We start from the raw sequence: 17,414 nt of genomic DNA, 5'->3' as shown, positions 1-17,414 counted from the left end.
GCCCGCGGCGGGCTGGACGAACACGCGGCCGAAGCCCGAGTCGCGCAGGAGCCGCGCGTTCGCGACCGCGTTGAGCGCGACGCCGCCCGCGAGGCAGAGCGCGTCGGCGCCCTCCACCCGCCGCCGCGCCTCGGCCGCGAGGGCGAGGAGAGCCTCCTCCGTCACGGCCTGGAGCGTCGCGGCGACGTCGGCGTAGCGGCGGTCTTCTTCGGTGGAGAGGTCCCACGCGCGGCCGACCGGTCGGCGCGGGCCGAGGAGCGACTCCATGCGCGGCGAAAACCCCACCTCCGCGCCGGTGTCGTAGGTGAAATAGGGCAATCCGAGCTCGAAGCTGCCGTGGGCGCCGGGGAGGAACAGCTCGCGGAACTCGTCGCGGTATTTGGGAGTCCCGAAGGCGGCGAGGCCCATGACCTTGTATTCGCCCTCGTTGACCTCGAATCCCAAATACGCCGTCAATGCGCCGTAGAGGAGCCCGATGGAATGGGGGAATCGTATTTCGGATATCCGCTCGAGCGAGCTTCCTTCGCCTTTCCATAGCGCGGTCGTCGCGTGCTCGCCGACGCCGTCGACGGTGAGCACCGCGGCCTTCGCGAACGGCGAGAGGAAGAAGGCGCTCGCGGCGTGGCAGCGGTGGTGGTCCGCGTGCGTGACCTTGGTGCGCTCGATGCCGATCCTTTCGGCGATCTGGTCGAGCACCCAGAGCTTCGATCCGAGCTGATCGGCGATCGCGCGCGGGAACTGCCGCGCGGTGCGGGGGAAGCCTTGCAGGAGCCAGACGAGGACACGTTCGAGCTTCGCGAAGGGGTCTTCGTAGTAGACGACGGCGTCGAGGTCGCCCGCGGTGAGCCCGGCCATCTGCAGGCACGCGCGCGCGGCTTGCACGGGGATCGCCGCGTCGTTCTTGATGCGCGAGAACCGTTCCTCCTGCATCGCCGCGACGAGCCTGCCGTCCACGACGAGCGCAGCGGCGGCATCGTGGTAGTGCGCGGAGACACCAAGGACCGCCGCCACGCTCAGCTTTCATCGTCGGGGGCTTCGCCCCCGACACCCCCACCCCAGACACGGCCCTCGCGCTTTGCGCTCGGGGCGCTTCGCGCCCGCTGGCGCGGCCGCTTCTGGGGCCCGGCGACGGCGTCGTGGGTGTCGAGGTGGGGGGCGGGCATGCCGTTAGTGCCAGGTGCCGCGAGGGGTGGGGCGGGTGAGGCGGACCAGGAGCGCGAAGGGGAGGAGCGTGAGGTAGAGCACAGTCATGCTCGCGGCGTAGACGAGCTGCGCCAGCGTCTGGCCGGCGCGGCGCCAGACGCGGAAGCCCTCCCATGCGGCCATTTTCCAGAGCCAGCGTCGCGCGGCGGGCTCGCCGCCGGCGTGCTCCACGAGCAGCGCGCGGGTGTAGCGCTCGTGCTCCTTCTCGTCGCCGATCAGCGCGTGGAACAGGGCGCGGAGCTTCGCGTCGCCGCGGCGCTCGAAGTGCGCGCGGTACGTCTCGAACTGCTCGCGGCCGCGCTCCTCGCCGCGATGCACGAACGCCAGGAACCCCGCCTCGCCGAGCCTCTCGTAGAGGCCCTCGCAGCCGGTGCGTGGATGGCCCCACGACGGCAAGCCGAGCGAGCGGCGGATGTCGGCGGCGTGCGCGGCGAACGTCGCGGCGTGGCGCTCCTCGTCGAGCGCGTGACGCAGGTAGAGCGCGCGGCGCTCCGGCGAAGGGCAGCGCGCCGCCGCCGCGCGCAGCTCGAGCATGCTCTCCTGCTCCGCGAGCGCGAACGCGAAGAGACGCCTCGCCGTGCGCCGCCGCGTCAGGAACGCGAGCGGCGCGGTGATGCGCGCGAGGATCGGCGTGAGGAGGCTCATGGCGCGATGTTGCTCTTGGGGCGCGGGAACACGATGCATGCGCTCGAGGAGCAGCGCTGCCACTTGAGCGGGGTGGAGGCGCCGCCCGCGTCCGGTCGCACCGGCGGGCCTTCGCCCGGACGCGGGATCCAGACGTCGACGTCGATCGGCTCGCTCGGGCGGAGCGCGTTCCAGGCGCGCGCGAAGTCCTGGTAGTGCGTGAGCGTGCCCTGCGTGCCGGTCTCCTTCGTGAGGTCGATCCAGTCGGCGAAGAGCTCGGCGTGCGCGACGAAGATCGTCACGTCGCCGGCGTCGGGCGCGCCCGCGCGCAGCGCGTCCACCGCTTCACGCATCTTCCTCGGCTCGCCGTGCTGCCAGTTGCAGCGATCGGAGTAGCTGATCGTGTCTTCGCTCCAGTAACCGTAGTCGTCGAGCCGGCACGCGTTCACGACCGCGATCGCGGCGTCGCGGGCCGCGCGCGCGAGCGAGAGCGTCGCCTCGTCGACCACCAGCGCCGGCGCCGCGGCGTCCATGACCGCCCGCGTGAGGTTCGGCGCGGTCCGCTTCGGAGCATTGTCGCAACCGAGCGCGACGAGCGCGGGGAGCCCGAGGAGCGCGACGAGCGCCGGCGCGACCCTCACAGACATACCTGACCGCCTTGCCACTCGACGCAGCGACCCGTCTTGCACGCGACGTCCTTCGAGCAGAGCTGCCGGCAACGCTGCGCCGCCCCCGCGCGCGCGAAGCCCTCCGCGCAGGTGGGCACCGCCGCCGGCTCGCCGGACGCGCACGCGAGGAGCTTCTTGCAGTCCGTCCCGTACGTGCGCGCGCAGTCTGCGTTCGGCACCGTCGTCGCGTCGGAGCACGCCTTGCCCGGGTTCTCGGCGATGAAACACGTGCAGAATGCATTCGTCTCCGGCGCCGGCGTCGTCGCGAGCTCGGGGCGGGCGGCGAGCGGCTTCGTGAACCCGACGTCCGCGGTCGCGACCGCGTCGCCGACCTTCACCGTGAAGTCGCGGCTCGCGCCCTCGTAGAGGAACGTCGCCGCGAGGTCCTGCCCCGGAATGACCGGCGCGACGAGGAAGGAACCGCCCGGCACCGCGCCGGCGGTGACCTCGGTGCCGGACGTGACCACGACGCCGGTCGCGAGCGGCTCGTGGCGGCAGAAGATGCCGAGCCACTCGCGCACCTTCTTCGTCTCGCAGCCGGCGGGATCCGACTCCCGCACCGCGATCTCCGTCTCGGGCCGCCACTCGTCGTGGCGCGGCGGCCACGAGCGGAAGGCGGGGAGGCCCTCGCCCGGCATCGCCACGCGCGGCGCGCGGAGCGCCTTCGCGAGCGCCTCGCCGACCGCCTTGTGGCCCTTCGGCGTCATGTGGAGATCGCCGTGGAGGAACGCGCCCGGCTGGGCCGCGGCGAGGGGAGGGAGCGCGTCGAACGCGTCGGCGCCGATCGCGCGCGCGGCGACGAGGACGTCCTCGTTGAGCACCTTCGTCGGCTCCATGTCGACCGGCTCCACGCCGTACTTCGTCCACTCCTCCTTCGAGACCTGCACGTCGATCGGCAGCGCGACGACGAAGAGGCGCGCGCCGTGCTTGTCGCACGCCGCCTTCGCCTCGCGGAGGGCGGGCGTGAGGGGGGAGTACGGGATCGCCTTCGGCGGCGGGGCGACCTTCATCTCCGCCGCGCGCTTCGCCTCGCGATCGCGCGCGTCGAAGGCCTCGAGCACCTCCTTGTTCTTCTTCGCCTCGGCCTCGGCGCGCACCTTCTTCTCGAACGCGACGCGGAGCACGGCGCCGCGCCGGATGTGCTCCGCGTTCACGCGCACGTCGCGGCCCGACTCGCCGAAGGAGACGTTCACGATGTCGCCGGGGTTCAGGCGCCCGGCCTCGAAGAGCGCGTCCTTCGGGATGTAGTTGGGATTGTCGTAGTTGGCATTCGGCTCGTTGATCTCGCTATAAGGTATTTCGCCCAAGACCGCGCGATCGAGCTTCTTCGCCGCGACCTCGGCGCGGTCCTCCGCCTGCTTCACCTGCGCCTCGTGGAGCTGGGCGAGGCGCGTCGACTCGGCCGCCAAGCGCGCGTGCTCCGTCTCCGCGTTCGCGGCCGCGTCGGCGATGTCCTGCCAGGTGCCCTCCGACGCGAAGCCTTGCTCGTTGTCCTGCGGCTCGTGGCGATGGAGCCACCCGCGCCAGGCGAAGAACGCGTGCGAGTGCGTGTAGAGGAGCGAGCGGCCGGGGAAGCCGATGACCGACGCGGGCGCGGTCTCCTTGCGCACCGCCCAGCCGTCCCAGATCGCGTGGCGGTCCTTGTTGCGCCGCTTCGCCTCGAACATGTCGTTCGCGAGGTTCACGACGTACACGACCGTCTTCGCCGGCCGCTTCGCGAGCGCCTCTTCGATGACGGCGTTGTACTCCGGCGGCCCGTAGGTCGGCACGCCGAGGTTCCGCACCACCGCGCCGCCGCCGAGCGACGACTGCAGCACCGCCGAGAACGTCTCGTCCTCCTCGACGCCGAGGCCGAGGACCTGCGAGTCGCCGACGACGATGAGCTCCTCCGCGGCCGGCGGCGGCCACTCGCCGCCGCGATAGCCCTCGCTGTTGACGCGCAGGCTCGTGACCGGGTTGTTCGAGAACCGGAGCTTCTCCGTCGCCCCCGGCTCGAGCCGCGCCCCGAGCTCCGGATCGGGCACGTAGACGTTCACGTGCGGGAACGCCCCCGCGTCGCGAACACGGAACGCGACCTCCGCGATCGCGAGCCCCACGACCACCGCGAGCCCCACCCGCGCTGCGTTCATCGCGATGCGGCGGCGGCGCGACTTCGCCGGCGGCGGCGTCGAGGTGGACGGAACAGCCTCTGCGTCTTCGGGCTTCGCGTCTTCGTTCACGCTCGACATCCCTCCTCCATCGGAGCCCGGATCAACGCTCCGTCCGTCCGTCCGCTTCCGCATCCTATCGCAGTGTCTCGCGAAGCGGACACCGTCCGGGTCGCTCACGGTCCGACAAGTAAGCGTCTTCGTTCGCTCCCGAGCGCGGCACCGTCGTTGCTGAGGAGAGGACCATGAAGCTCTCTGCGATGATGGTGCTGTTCGGTGTGGTGGTCCTCGCCGGTTGTGAGGGGTCGGAGAACGTCGAGGAGACGGGCGGCACGGTCTCCAACATCGAGCAGACCCCGCTCGTCGAAGGCGACTACCTCCGCGCGGCGGAAGCGGAGGAAGCGGACGGCGAGGTCGACGGCACGCTGACGATCAGCGACGCGTCGAGCACGTCGTTCGCCTTCGAGCTCACCGGCACGACCACGATCGACGAAGAGGACGATCCGATGCTCGCGGGGACGCACGAGGGCAGCGTGGCCGGCGTCGCGACGCGCGAGGGCGAGGTCTACGTCTACGAGGGCGACGACGACTGCCGGATCGAGCTCCGCGTCACGCACACCGACACGCAGCGGCCGCGCGTCACGGTGACGGAGACCCTCGGCGGTATCTGCCAGCCCAACCCGCTCGTCGCGCTCGACGGTGTGTACACGTTCGCGCCGAAGGCGATCGTGCCCTGACTCGGCGCCGCTTCAACCTCGACGAACGCGGCGGAGCACCTTCTGCAGCTTCGGGACGACGTCGGCGTCGGGGGCGCTCGTGAGGAGCATGTCGGCGGCGCCGGCGCGGATCGCGCGTGTCGTCTCCGCCGGACCGCCGACGTCGACGAGCACGAAGGCGCGCTTCCCGAGCGCGCGCAGTCGCTCGAAGCCGTCCTTCGCGGACGCGAGCACCACGTCCGCGATCGGCGGCTCGTCTCCGTCCGCGAGGACGACCACGAAGCCGGCGGTGCCGAGCGCGCCGCGGAGCTCCGCGCTGCGGTTCGACGCGGACATCCAGAGACCCACCGTCGCGGCAGGCGCCGCGAGCATCGGCTCCGTCTTCGCGGCGGGAGGCCGCCCCGTGAGCGCGCGCTCGCTGCGCGGCAGCCCCGCCATGTGCACGCGCTGCTTCGCCGCCTCCTCCGCGAGCGTCGCCGCGTCGGTGCCCTTGAACGCGGACGTCAGCTCGTGGCGCAGCGCGCGCGCAGTGGGGCGATCTTCCGGCTTCTTCTGGAGCGCATGCAGGATCGCGGCTTCGAGGCCGCGCGGGAGGAGCGGGAGCGGCGCCGGCGGCGCGAAGAGGTGCTGCGCCATCAGCACCGCCGCGTTGTCGCCGCCGAAGGGCGGCGCGCCCGAGAGCGCCTCGTAGAGCATGACGCCGACCGCGTAGACGTCGGCGGGCGGACCGACCTCGTGGCCGCGGCATTGCTCCGGCGCCATGTAGCTCGGCGTGCCGTGGACCGTGCCCGTCTCGGTGAGCTTCGTGTCCTCCTGCGTCTCGATCCGCGCGAGACCGAAATCGATGAGCGTCACGCGCTCGGGGCCGGTGAGCATCACGTTCGACGGCTTGATGTCGCGATGGACGACCCCCGCCTCGTGACACAGCTCGAGCGCGGCGAGGAGCTGATCGAAGATCGGCGCGGCGGCGACCGGAGCGAGGGCGCCCTCGAAGAGCCGCTCCTCGAGGGTGCGGCCGCGGAGGAGCTCGAGGACGAGGTAGAGCTCGCCGTCCGCCTCGCCGAAGTCGAGGACCGAGACGATGCCGGGATGACGGAGCTTCGCGAGCGCCGTCGCCTCGCGCCGGAAGCGCTCGCGCACGACGGGATCGCTCGTCAGGCTCTGGCGGAGGAACTTGATCGCGACCTCCTCGCCGAGGCGCTCGTCCGTCCCGCGATGGATGCTGCTCATGCCGCCGCTGCCGAGCACGTCGCCGACGACGAAGCGATCGCCGACGCGCCGCGCGCTCACGTGACCACCTCGAAGACCTCGACCGGCTGCGCCTTGCCGCGGAGCGCGTGCTCGCCGAGCGACGTGAAGCGATGAGCGGGGCACGCCTCCTTCACCTCGCGCGTCGCGAGCGTCTGCCGCGGCCGCGCGATCGCCTCGAGCCGCGCCGCGACGTTCACCGCATCTCCGATGACGGTGTACTCCATCCGCGACTCGCTCCCGAGGTTGCCGAGGAGGACCTCGCCGGTCGCGACGCCGATCCCGAGCTCCACGTCGAACGTGTACTCCGAGCGCCAGCGCGGGAGGTTCGAGGCGACGAACGCGTGCATGTCCTCCGCCGCCGCGAGGGCGCGCGCGCAGTGATCGTCGCCGCGGAACACGGCCATGATGCAGTCGCCGATGAACTTGTCGACCATGCCCTCGTGCCGGAACACGACCTCGGAGAGGATCGTGAACAGCTCGTTGAGGAAGGCGACCGCCTTGTCCGGCGGCGTCCGCTCCGCGAAGCTCGTGAACGCGACGACGTCGGCGAAGACGACGGTGACGCTCCGCTTCGCGCCGCCGAGGTCGAGCGCGCCCTCGTTCACGGCCGCCTCGGCTGCCTCGGCGGGGAGGTAGCGGCGCAGGTTCTCCTCCGTGCGCGCGCGCTTCGCGATCTCGGTCTCGCTCGCGGCGAGGTCGTCCGCCATCTTCTCGAGCGACGAGCCGAGGGCCTCGAGCTCGTCGCCGCTCCGCACCGCGCTCCGCGCTCGGAACTCGCGCTGCGCGTAGCGGCGCACGAGGTCCATGAGCGGCCCGAGCGGCCGGAGCGATCGCCGCGCGACGAGGAGACCCGCCATCGCCGCGAGCAACGTGAACGCGCCGAGCGAGACCGCGAGCGCGTGGCGCGTCCGCGAGAGCGCGGCGAAGGCCTCCGCGGTGGGGCGCTCCACCACGAGCGCCCAGCCTTGCTCCGGCATCGTGCGCAGAGTCGCGACCTTCGGTACGCCGCGATCGACGAGCTCGGTCGTGACGACGAGCTCCGCGCTGAACGAGGTCGGCATCGGACGCTCGAAGATCGGGAGCGGCTCGCCGCGGCCGCGCCCCGCGATCGGCCTCCGCGTCGCGTCGACGAGGTAGACGCGATCGGGCGCGCCGAAGCGCACGAGCGAGAGGTCCTTCAGCCGCTCGTCGAGCGCGCCCGGCGAGACGGCGAGGACGACCCAACCTTCGACCGCGCCCTCGATCGGTCCCGCCCAGCGGACGCGCCCGTCGGGCAGCACCTCGAAGCCCGCGCGCGCCGGCGCGACGTGGAGCGCGGGGTCGTCCTTGCCCTCCGCGATCACGGCGTCGACGAACCTCCGCTCGCCGTCGAAGATCCCGACCCCGGTGAGCGGCCCTGCGACGAGCTCGCGGATCGCGCCGATGCGCGCGTCGACGTCGGCGCTCTCGTCGCCGAGCAGCTTCCCGACCCGCGCGCCCGTCCGCGCGGTGGCGTCGAGATCGACGAGCACGCGCGTCGCGGCCTCGTCGACGACCGCGGCCTCGAGCTCCTTCTCCGCGCGCGCGAGCCCGCTCCGCTGCAGCTCGAGGACGACGCCGCCGAGGACGGCGAGCGGTACGATGCCGATCGCGAGCACGGCGAGCGTCCACTTCGTCCTCAGCGTCCAGCGCATCTTCGATGTACTCTGCGGACCGTTATAGCCCCTGCTCGCTCTTGCGTCGTCGTCGCGCTCGCGTTCGCGCTCTCCTGCTGGGCGAGCTCTGCCTCCGCGCAGAGCGCGCCGGGCGATCCACGCTTCGCGATCGATCGCTTCGAGCCGTCCGAGCGCGGGAGCGAGTGGTTCGCGAACGAGTCGCTGCGGTTCCACGGCCCCACCTCTTTCCGTGTCGGCGCCGTGTCGTCGTTCGCCGAGCGTCCCTTCGTCGTTCGCCACGCCGATCACTCCGTTCGCCGCTCCCCCGTCCGCGATCTCGAGGTCATCCACCTCGGCGGGAACGTCGTCCTCCTCGACTACCTTCGTCTCGGGCTCGACCTCCCGATCCAGGCGTTCGCGAAGGGCAACGCGCTCGCGCCGTTCCCGTCGCCGCCGAAGGAGCAAGGCGTCGGCGATCTCCGCCTCGGCGCCGACGTGCGCGTCGTCGGCAAGGACGACAGGCCGCTCCGCGTCGCGCTCGGAGCGCAGGCGTGGGCGCCCGTCGGCGAGCAGGCGCAGTGGGCGAGCGACGGCACGTGGCGCATCCGCCCGCGCGTCACGGTCGCGGGCGATTACCGCATGTTCACGTGGGCGGGGCAGCTCGGGCTCATGTTCCGCGACTCGCGCGTCGGCAGCGAGCTCGGTGTCTCCGTCGCGGCAGGCGTGAAGCTCTTCGAGCAGCTCGTGGTCGGACCGGAGCTCACGACCTCGACGCGGGTGGACGACTTCTTCGGCGCGCGCGGGACGCCGGTGGAGGGGCTCATGGGCGCGCACTGGCTCATCGCGCGCACGGTCCGCATCGGCGCCGGCGTCGGCCGCGGCTTCACGATCGCGTACGGCGATCCGAACTACCGCATCCTCGGATCGATCGAGCTCGCGCCGGAGCAAGGTTCGCGCGCCGCGCCGCGCCGGAAGCCTCCGCCCACGACGCCATGGTCGCCACCGCCGATCGTCGACAACGATCACGATCATGTCCCCGACGACGTCGACGCGTGCCCCGGCGTCGCCGGCATCCCGACCGCCGATCCTGCCACGAACGGCTGCCCGCCCGACACCGACGGCGATCAGATCAACGACCTCGGCGACGCGTGCCCCACGCAGCCGGGTCCCGCGACGACGGATCCCGAGACGACCGGCTGCCCGCCGCCGAAGGAAGAATGAAGCGCGCCCTCGTCACCCTCGCGCTCCTCGTGATGCCGTCGCTCGCGCGCGCCGACGAGCCGAAGACCGAGCCGAAGAAGGAGCCGATCACGCGTCCGATCGAGCTCCGCTTCGACTGGCGCATCGACGGCCCCGTGCTCGGCGCGCTCGCCGTCACGACGGTGGGCTTTCGCCTGATCCGCGACGACCTCGAGCCGAGCTACTGCCGCATCTGCGACGGCGACGGCCCCGGCGAGGTGAACGCGGTCGACCGCTGGTTCCGCGACGCGCTCGTGCGCCGCGACACGCACCCCGCGAACGTCACGAGCTACGTGCTCGCGTTCGGCGCGGCGCCGCTCTCCGGCGCGGCGCTGAGCGTCCTCGCCGCCGTCGCCGACGAGCGCGGCGACGAGGCCGCCGCCGACGTCGCGATGGTCGCCGAGGGCGGCTTCGCCGCGATGATGACGACGCAGGTGCTCGAGGCGATCACGCTGCGAGAGCGGCCTTACGTGCACGCGATGAGCGATCCCGACGTGCGACGCGCCGAGATCGCGAAGACAGGCGCGTTCCATTCGTTCCCCGCCGGGCACGTCGTCGAGACGTTCGGCATCGCCGCCGCGAGCGGCATGGTCGCGAGCATGCGCGGCTACCGCCTCGCCCCGCTCGTGTGGATCGCCGGCATGACGATCGGCGCCGCGACCGCGTACACACGCATCGCAGCCGACCGCCACTACTTCACCGACACCCTCGCCGGCGCCGCGATCGGCACAGTGGTCGGCGGCGCGATCCCGTTCTTCTTCCATCGCCCACGCACGAGGATGCCCGCGCTCGTGGCGCAGCCCGTCCGCGGCGGCGTCGCGTTCAGCGCAGGGTGGACGCTGTAGCGCGCGCGCGACGCGTCGCGTGGGGGCGGCGCGGAAATGCGGGGACTTCGTAGGAGCGTGGGCGGCGTGCGGGTTGCTCCGCGGTGGAGCGATGGTTCGCTTCACGTTCGCCGCGGCGCTCTTTCTGCTTCCGAGCATCGCCCACGCGCAGGCGATCCCAGGAGAGGGGCTCGACACGCACCTCTTCCGGCCCGCGCTCGACTCGAAGGGCTTCTTCGCGGTCAACGGCGCCGACGTGATGCCGGGCGGACACGTCAGCACCGGCCTCGTCCTCGACTACGGGCGCAACGTCCTCCGCGCGCGGCCGGAGCCGCTCGTTCGCAACGCCTTCGCGGGCACGTTTCACTTCGACTACGGCGTCGCCGATCGCGCCATCCTCGGCGTGTCGCTGCCCGCGATCCTGATGAACGGCTCGCAGCTCGACGTGCAGGCGATCCAGCACGTCGCGCTGCAAGGAAAGGTGAAGGTCACGTCGTTCCTCGCGGTCGCGGCGCAGGTCGGCGTCCCGGTCGGCGACGCCGCGCGGCAGGGGGGCGCCGATCCGTCGGTGTGGTTCTGGCCGCGCGTGATCTTCGAGCAGCGCTTCGGGGCGGAGGATCGCTTCCGCGTCGCGCTCGAAGGCGGCTGGCGCGGTCACGCCGCGAGCGACACCATCCTCGCGCTCGAGCGCGGTCGCTACCGCGACGGGAGCCTCCTCACCTACGGCGCGGCGGCTTCGTACCGCGTCCTCGAGCCGGTCGACGTCGTCGCCGAGACCTACGCCACGTACCTCCTCTCCGACTCCGCGCCCGCGGTTAAGCCCTCGAACGAGGTGCTCGGCGGGATCAAGGTCTTCGTCGAGAAGAGCTCCTTCCTCATGCTCGGCGCGGGGCCGCGCTACACGAGCGGCTTCGAGGCGGCGGACTTCCGCGCCACCGTCGGCTTCGTGTTCGAGCCGCGCCTCGAGGGGCGCGCCGGAAAGGCCGACGTCGACGACGAGCTCGTCGACACCGACGGCGACGGGATCCCCGACATCGAGGACGCGTGCCCGTACGTGAAGGGACCGCGCACGGACGATCCGCGCACGAACGGCTGCCCGCCGCTCCGCGATCCCGAGCCGCCGCCGCCCTCCGACTACGATCACGACGGGATCCCCGACAGCGAAGACGCGTGCCCCACCGAGCCCGGCGATCCTCACCCCGAAGACCTGAAATGGCACGGCTGCCCCTCGGTGCGGTTCGGGCCGGGCGAGATGTTCATCTTCGAGAAGATCCTCTTCGAGACCGACAGCGCGAAGATCCTCCCGCGATCGTTTTCGATCCTCGATCAGCTCGCGAAGACGATGAAGGAGCACGCCGAGCTGCTCCTCATCGAGATCGCCGGCCACGCCGACGAGCGCGGCGCGGAGCGCTACAACCTCACGCTGACGCAGGCGCGCGTCGACTCCGTCATGCAGGCGCTCGTCTCGCGCGGCGTCGAACGGAGCCGCCTCCGCGCGAAGGGCTACGGCTACTACTGTCCGATCGAGGAGGGGCACGACGAGTCGGCGTGGTCGAAGAACCGCCGCGTCGAGTTCAAGATCGTGAAGACGAGCGACGGCTCCGCGACCGCGCCGCTCGGCTGCGACCGCGCCGCCGCGCGCGGCGTGAGGCCGGATCCGATCCCGTGATCATCAGGGTGATCACATCAGCCGCGACAGCGCGTGCACGCGCGCGCGGTTCGCGGCCTCGAGCTCGTCGAGCATGTCGCGGTAGCGGGTCGCGTAGAGCGCGGCGGCGGCGGCGCAGAGGAGGTTGGCGACGGGGAGCACGAAGTGGAACGTCGCCGCGGTGATGTGGAGCGCGCCGCGGATCTCGAACGTCGGCTCCACCACGCCGTAGACGTCGATGACGTCCGAGGCCCCGAAGAAGACCGGGATCGCGGGCGCGAGCACGGTCGCGGTGCCGAACGCGATGACCGGGTACTGCCAGCGCGGCTGGACGACGAGGACGTAGACCATCGTGATCGTGATCGTGAGCGATGGGACGATGAACCACGGTCCGAGCACGAACGACGTGAGCAAGAGCGCGACGTACGCCGCGACCGCGCCCCACGGCGCGAGGGTGAGCCAGCGCGCGGTGCTCTGCCGCCACACGATGAGCGCGGCGACGGCCCAGGCCGCGGCGATCGCGAACACCTTCCCCGGCGAGTGCATCCCGGCGATCGCGGCGTAGAGCGGGAACCCGATCACGAACGCGACGACGTAGATCAACGCCGCGAGCGGGCCCTGCTTCACCGACGCGCGCCAGATCTGCTCTTCGAGCTCGCGCTCGACCTCCTTCGGCAGGCGTTTCGGTCGCGTCGCGAGGAGCTGCGCGAGGAGCCGCAGAGCCTCCGAGCGATCGGGCGCGAGCGCGAGGGCGCGGCCGAGCTCGCGGAGCGCCTCCACCCGCGCGGTGACGCCGCCCGTCTCGAGCGCGCGATCGGCGCGGCGCTGCGCCTTCGCGAGGCGCTCCGCCGCGAGCTGGCGCCGGAGCTCGTCGTCGCGATCGGACGAGAGGAACGCCTCGACCGCGTCGTGGAGCGCGCGCGCGGACGGGAAGCGCGCGGAGGGCTCCGCCTTCGTCGCGCGCTCGCAGATCTCCGCGAGCGCGGCGGGGAGCTCGGCCTGCGCGGAGGGCGCGGCGCCGGACGCGACCGCGCGGAGGAGCGCGCCGAGCGCATAGACGTCGGTGCGCTCGTCGATCGTTCCGTCGTCATGTTTCTCGGGCGCGAGGCCTTGCTCGGGCGCGAGGTAGTCGAGCGCGGCGAGGGGGCGGCTCTGCATGAGCGGGCCGGTCGCGGGGACCATGTCGCCGCCGTCGTCGCGGCGCTTCGCGTGGCTCCAGCCGAGGACGTGCACCTCGCCGAACTCGCCGAGCACGACGTTCTCGGGATGGAGCGCGGTGTGGAGGACGCCGCGCGAGTGCGCGAGCTCGATCGCGAGGCACACCTTCGCGAACGCGCTGAGCCGCTCGTGCCGGCCCGGCAACTTCCCCGCCTCGAGGAGCTCCGAGAGGCGCTTGCCGCGCGCGATCTTCATCGTGAACCACGGACCGCGCTCGTCGCTGCCGACGTCGTAGATCGGAGGGACGGCGGGGTGCTCCACCGTCGCCTGGAAGAGCGCCTCGCGATGGATGTCGCGGACGCCGGCGTCGTCGCGCCGCCGCTTCATCGCGACCTCGCGGCCGATCAGGCGGTCGCGCACGCGCTCGAGCCGCGTCGCGCCGTCCTCCGCGATCGGCTCCGCGTCGACGTAGCGCGATCCGTCGAGCGCGAGGAGCGGGAAGTCGGTCTCGGTCGTGGGGTCGCGGGTGAAGGTCGTGCGGTCGTGCGGGCGGAGCGGCGAGGCGGCGCGCTCCCCGCCGATCGAAGGCAGCGGCGCCGAGTCGGGCGCGGGCAGCGTCGTCGGCTCGGCCGCCGGCGCGCCGGAGACGAGCTTCGAGAGCTGCCACGCGGTGAAGACCTTCGCCTCCCGCGCGCGGTCGATCGCGCGGCGGAAGAGCGCGGCGAAGACGGAGACGCCGAACACGAACGCGACGTCGGTCGCGGTGAGGAACAGCCCGAGGTTCCATCCGTTCATCGCGCGCGTGACGGAGTGGACGACGAGGCGCGACTCGTCGGGGAACGTGTAGGGCGTGAAGACGCCGAGCCAGACGAGCACGACGGGCGCGAGGAGCGCGAAGACGCCGGCGGCGAACGTCGTCCGCCGGAGGCGCTGCGGCTGCACGAGCATGTGCGTGCCGACCGCGGCGGTCATGAGCGAAGGGATGAGGAGGAGCGGCCCCGTCACCACCGTGCTCGCCGCGATCGCGAGCATGAAGAGGACGACGGGGAAGCGGACGCGATCGCTGATCTTCATCCGGCGCGAGACGACGGTGGCGATCGACGCCGCGAGCCACATCATCGGCGGCAGCGCGGCGAGCGCGACGTCGCGGATGCCGCGGACGTAGAGGATGATCGGGTAGACGATGAACCACGGCACGGTGAAGAAGAGGACGAACGGCTGCGCGCCCTGGTGCCGCGCGATGCCGGCCGCCTCGACCTCGGCGCGTCCCTTCTCCGTCGCGGAGGGGCTGTCGAGCAGCTCGACGAGGAGCTCGAGCGCGCGCGGATCGTCCGGCGCGAGCGCGAGGGCGCGGTTCACCTCGCGCAGCGCCTCGTCGGCGTTCTTCGTCTTGACCTCCTCCGCGCGCGCGAGGTGAGCAGCGGCGAGCTTCTTCCGCAGCTCGACGTCGCGCTCGCCGTCGAGGTAGGCCTCGAGCGCGTCGCGGAGCTGGCGCGCCGACGCGTAGCGGTCCGCGGGGGCCAGCGCCGTCGCGCGCTCGCAGATGCGATCGAGCTCGGGCGGCACGTCGGCGCGCAGGCTCGCGCGCGCGTCCCAGGTCGCGGGCTCGTGGCGGAGGCGCGCGTCGATCGCGGCGGCGTCGAGGAGCGGCTCGAGGGTGAGGATCTCGTAGAGCACCGCGCCGAGGGCGAAGACGTCCGCGCGCGCGTCGATCTCGTTGCCGCCGATCTGCTCCGGCGCCATGTAGCCGGGCGTGCCGAGCGTCGCGCCGCCGGCGGTGACGTGGCGGACGCCGGGCGGACCGATCGCCGCCTCTTCGCCGCCGTCCTCCGGTCGCAGCTTCGCGAGCCCCCAGTCGAGGACGTACACCTCGCCGAAGTCGCCGAGCATGATGTTGCTCGGCTTGATGTCGCGATGGAGCACGCCGCGCGAGTGCGCGTAGTGGACCGCGAGGCAGACCTCCGAGAACGCGGCGAGGAGGCGGTGGTGGCCGTAGCGCTCCGACTCGTCGACGCCGGGATCGCGCGCGCGCTTCTTGTCGATCACGCTCTCGAGCGAGATGCCGGAGAGCCTCCGCATCGTGAAGAACGTCGCCCCCGCCGCGTCGTGCGAGATCTCGTAGACCGGGACGATGGACGGATGCTCGAGCTGCGCCTGGACGCAGGCCTCGCGGAAGAGGCGGACCCCGAGCTGGCGCGCGGAGCGATCGCGCCGGATCGTCTTCAGCGCGACGTCGCGCTCGACGACGAGGTCGCGGCACTCGTGGACCTCGCCCATCCCTCCCTCGCCGAGGAGCCGCCCGAGCTGGTAGCGGCCGGCGAGGAGGAGGGGAGCTGCGACGCGCTCGGCGATCGGACGGAGATCGTCGATCGTCGCGCTGGGGTCGTCCGGCGGAGTCCCGGTCAAGGACCCAGATTACTGCGTCCGGGAGGAGGAAGGTTCCGCCGAACGGGCATCCGAGTGGTTATGCTTCGGGCGCCCATGGGATTCGAGGTCCGTATCGACTGCCAGAGCTGCCGCGTGGCGGTGGAAGGATCGTCGATCGAGACCTGGGACGACGAGGTCCTCCTCTCGACGCGGTGCCACGTGTGCGGTGACGGCGCACCGCCGGCGACGCGCGAAGAGATGCGGGCGGCGCTCGACGCGTGGGGACGCGCGGAGGGGCTCCGTCACGCGGGCGAGCTCGTCGAGGCGTATTTCGTGCTCCCGGACGTCGAGGGCGTCCTCGACGCGTTCGAGCGGGGCGAGCGGATCGAGACGACCTTCGACGTCGCGGACTACCTCTTCTCCGGCGGCGGCGCGGGCGGGACCGGGGGCGAGCCGGCGGTGATGCGGGAAGAAGAGGAGAAGCCGCCGAGCACGGTGCGCCTCCCGCAGCCGATGTCGATCCGCAAGTACGGCACCGCGCGCGACGAGCTCTACGCGATCGCGGCGATCGCGGCGGCGGACGGCGAGGCGAGCGCGGACGACCTCGCGATGCTGCAGCGCGCGGCGGACAAGCGCGGGATCCCGCCCCTCACCGCGGACGAGATCCACGTGCGGCGGCCGACCGAGATCGACCCGCCGCCGACGTTGAACGATCGCGAGCGCGTGCTCGAAGAGATGTTCCAGATGGCGTGGTCCGACGGCCAGATGGACGAGAGCGAGATGCGCGTCATCCGCGGCTTCTCGCGGGCGTGGGGGATCGATCCCGAGCGCCTCCGCGAATGGACCGAGCTTTATTCCTTCGGCGACTCTGGGCGGTTCGAGCGCTGGTTCCGGCGCATCGGCCTCTTCCTCTTTCCGGCAAGGTGACAGGCGACAATGCAGCAGGCTCCGATTCCGCAAACGATGGCGTCCAACCCGGGCGCGGCGCAGGGACCGAACCGCGAGAAGATCGCGCACGTCGGAGAGCAGTTCCGGACCGTGCTCCAGAACGTCGAGCGCGTCATCCTCGGGAAGAGCGACGTCATCTCGCGCGTCCTCGCCGCGATGTGCTCGGGCGGTCACGTCCTCCTCCTCGACGTGCCCGGCGTCGGCAAGACGATGCTCGCGCGCTCGATCGCGGCGTCGATCCACTGCTCCTTCAAGCGGATCCAGTTCACGCCCGACCTCCTCCCGCTCGACATCACCGGCAACAACGTCTTCAACCTGCGGAAGAAGGCGTTCGAGTTCGTGCCGGGGCCGGTCTTCGCGAACCTCGTCCTCGCCGACGAGATCAACCGCGCGACGCCGAAGACGCAGTCGTCACTCCTCGAGGTCATGGCGGAGGGGCAGTGCACCGTCGACGGCACGACCCACGTGCTGCCGCAGCCGTTCCTCGTCATCGCGACGATGAACCCGCTCGAGCACGACGGCACGTTCCCGCTCCCGGCCGCGCAGCTCGATCGCTTCTCGATCCGAATCTCGATGGGCTTCCCGCCGCCGGACGCGGAGATGCGCATGCTCGACGTGCACATGGGCAAGGACGTCGCGATCCACGCGCTCCAGCCCGTGCTCGGCGCAGAGGAGTTCCTCGGCTGGCAGCGCCTCCTCCCGTCGATCTACGTCGCGGAGCAGGTGAAGCAATACGCGGTGAACGTCGTCACCGCGATGCGCTCCGACTCCGCCTGCATCACGCCGCCGTCGCCGCGCGCGACGCTGATGTGGCTCCGGATGGCGATGGCGATCGCGATGCTCGACGGGCGCGACCACGTCGTCCCGAACGACCTCCAGCGCTGCGCGGTCGACGTCCTCGCGCACCGCGTCGTCGTCTCCGGCCAGCGCAGCGGCGGCTCGTACATCGACTACATGGTCCGGCAGGTCCCCGCCCCGCGCTGAAGA

Annotated in this window: 13 protein-coding genes; 6 read left to right on the top strand and 7 right to left on the bottom strand. The window is 71.9% G+C overall.

Going from position 1 to position 17,414, the window contains the following annotated elements; genetic code table 11:
- The 4 genes from KF837_41715 to KF837_41700 all read right to left on the bottom strand — a co-directional run.
- Positions 1 to 1,011: hypothetical protein (locus KF837_41715; protein MBX3233915.1), on the bottom strand; the 1,011-nt coding region annotated here is incomplete at its 3' end.
- 156 nt (positions 1,012 to 1,167) lie between these two features.
- Positions 1,168 to 1,848, bottom strand: coding sequence for a hypothetical protein (locus KF837_41710; GenBank protein ID MBX3233914.1), 681 nt, complete (start codon positions 1,846 to 1,848; stop codon positions 1,168 to 1,170).
- Positions 1,845 to 2,474: a hypothetical protein gene (locus tag KF837_41705; GenBank protein MBX3233913.1), complete on the bottom strand. Its 630-nt coding sequence runs from the start codon at positions 2,472 to 2,474 to the stop codon at positions 1,845 to 1,847. The genes KF837_41710 and KF837_41705 overlap by 4 nt, the downstream gene beginning before the upstream one ends.
- On the bottom strand, positions 2,465 to 4,723 hold the full coding sequence (locus KF837_41700; protein MBX3233912.1) for a hypothetical protein: 2,259 nt from the start codon (positions 4,721 to 4,723) through the stop codon (positions 2,465 to 2,467). The genes KF837_41705 and KF837_41700 overlap by 10 nt, the downstream gene beginning before the upstream one ends.
- Before the next feature lie 164 nt (positions 4,724 to 4,887).
- Here KF837_41700 and KF837_41695 point away from each other — a divergent pair, with 164 nt between their 5' ends.
- Entirely contained in the window at positions 4,888 to 5,379 is a 492-nt protein-coding gene (locus tag KF837_41695; protein MBX3233911.1) for a hypothetical protein, read from the top strand.
- Positions 5,380 to 5,391: 12 nt separating this feature from the next.
- On the opposite strand, the gene KF837_41690 is transcribed toward KF837_41695, so the two are convergent.
- Complete coding sequence (locus KF837_41690; GenBank protein ID MBX3233910.1) at positions 5,392 to 6,648, bottom strand: serine/threonine protein kinase; 1,257 nt, start codon at positions 6,646 to 6,648, stop codon at positions 5,392 to 5,394.
- Positions 6,645 to 8,282, bottom strand: a complete 1,638-nt coding sequence (locus KF837_41685; GenBank protein MBX3233909.1) for a HAMP domain-containing protein — start codon at positions 8,280 to 8,282, stop codon at positions 6,645 to 6,647. The genes KF837_41690 and KF837_41685 overlap by 4 nt, the downstream gene beginning before the upstream one ends.
- Before the next feature lie 222 nt (positions 8,283 to 8,504).
- Between KF837_41685 and KF837_41680 the strand changes: the two genes are divergently transcribed.
- From KF837_41680 to KF837_41670, 3 genes are all read left to right on the top strand, one after another.
- Complete coding sequence (locus KF837_41680; GenBank protein ID MBX3233908.1) at positions 8,505 to 9,464, top strand: transporter; 960 nt, start codon at positions 8,505 to 8,507, stop codon at positions 9,462 to 9,464.
- Complete coding sequence (locus tag KF837_41675; GenBank protein MBX3233907.1) at positions 9,461 to 10,327, top strand: phosphatase PAP2 family protein; 867 nt, start codon at positions 9,461 to 9,463, stop codon at positions 10,325 to 10,327. Before KF837_41680 ends, KF837_41675 begins: the two co-directional genes overlap by 4 nt.
- Before the next feature lie 91 nt (positions 10,328 to 10,418).
- Positions 10,419 to 11,975: an OmpA family protein gene (locus KF837_41670; GenBank protein MBX3233906.1), complete on the top strand. Its 1,557-nt coding sequence runs from the start codon at positions 10,419 to 10,421 to the stop codon at positions 11,973 to 11,975.
- Between the two features lie 12 nt (positions 11,976 to 11,987).
- Here the strand turns inward: KF837_41670 and KF837_41665 are convergent, their stop codons facing one another.
- Entirely contained in the window at positions 11,988 to 15,518 is a 3,531-nt protein-coding gene (locus KF837_41665; GenBank protein ID MBX3233905.1) for a protein kinase, read from the bottom strand.
- 75 nt (positions 15,519 to 15,593) lie between these two features.
- Between KF837_41665 and KF837_41660 the strand changes: the two genes are divergently transcribed.
- Positions 15,594 to 16,406, top strand: a complete 813-nt coding sequence (locus tag KF837_41660) for a TerB family tellurite resistance protein (GenBank protein MBX3233904.1) — start codon at positions 15,594 to 15,596, stop codon at positions 16,404 to 16,406.
- Between the two features lie 36 nt (positions 16,407 to 16,442).
- Positions 16,443 to 17,411 carry a MoxR family ATPase gene (locus tag KF837_41655; GenBank protein ID MBX3233903.1) on the top strand — a complete coding sequence of 323 codons (969 nt, stop codon included), beginning with the start codon at positions 16,443 to 16,445 and terminating at the stop codon, positions 17,409 to 17,411.
- The last annotated feature ends 3 nt before the right edge of the window (positions 17,412 to 17,414 follow it).

This window comes from Labilithrix sp., assembly GCA_019637155.1.
Taxonomy (GTDB): Bacteria; Myxococcota_A; Polyangia; order Polyangiales; family Polyangiaceae; genus Labilithrix.
Note: the sequence above shows the minus strand (reverse complement) of the source record. Positions and strands in the feature narration are given on the sequence as shown.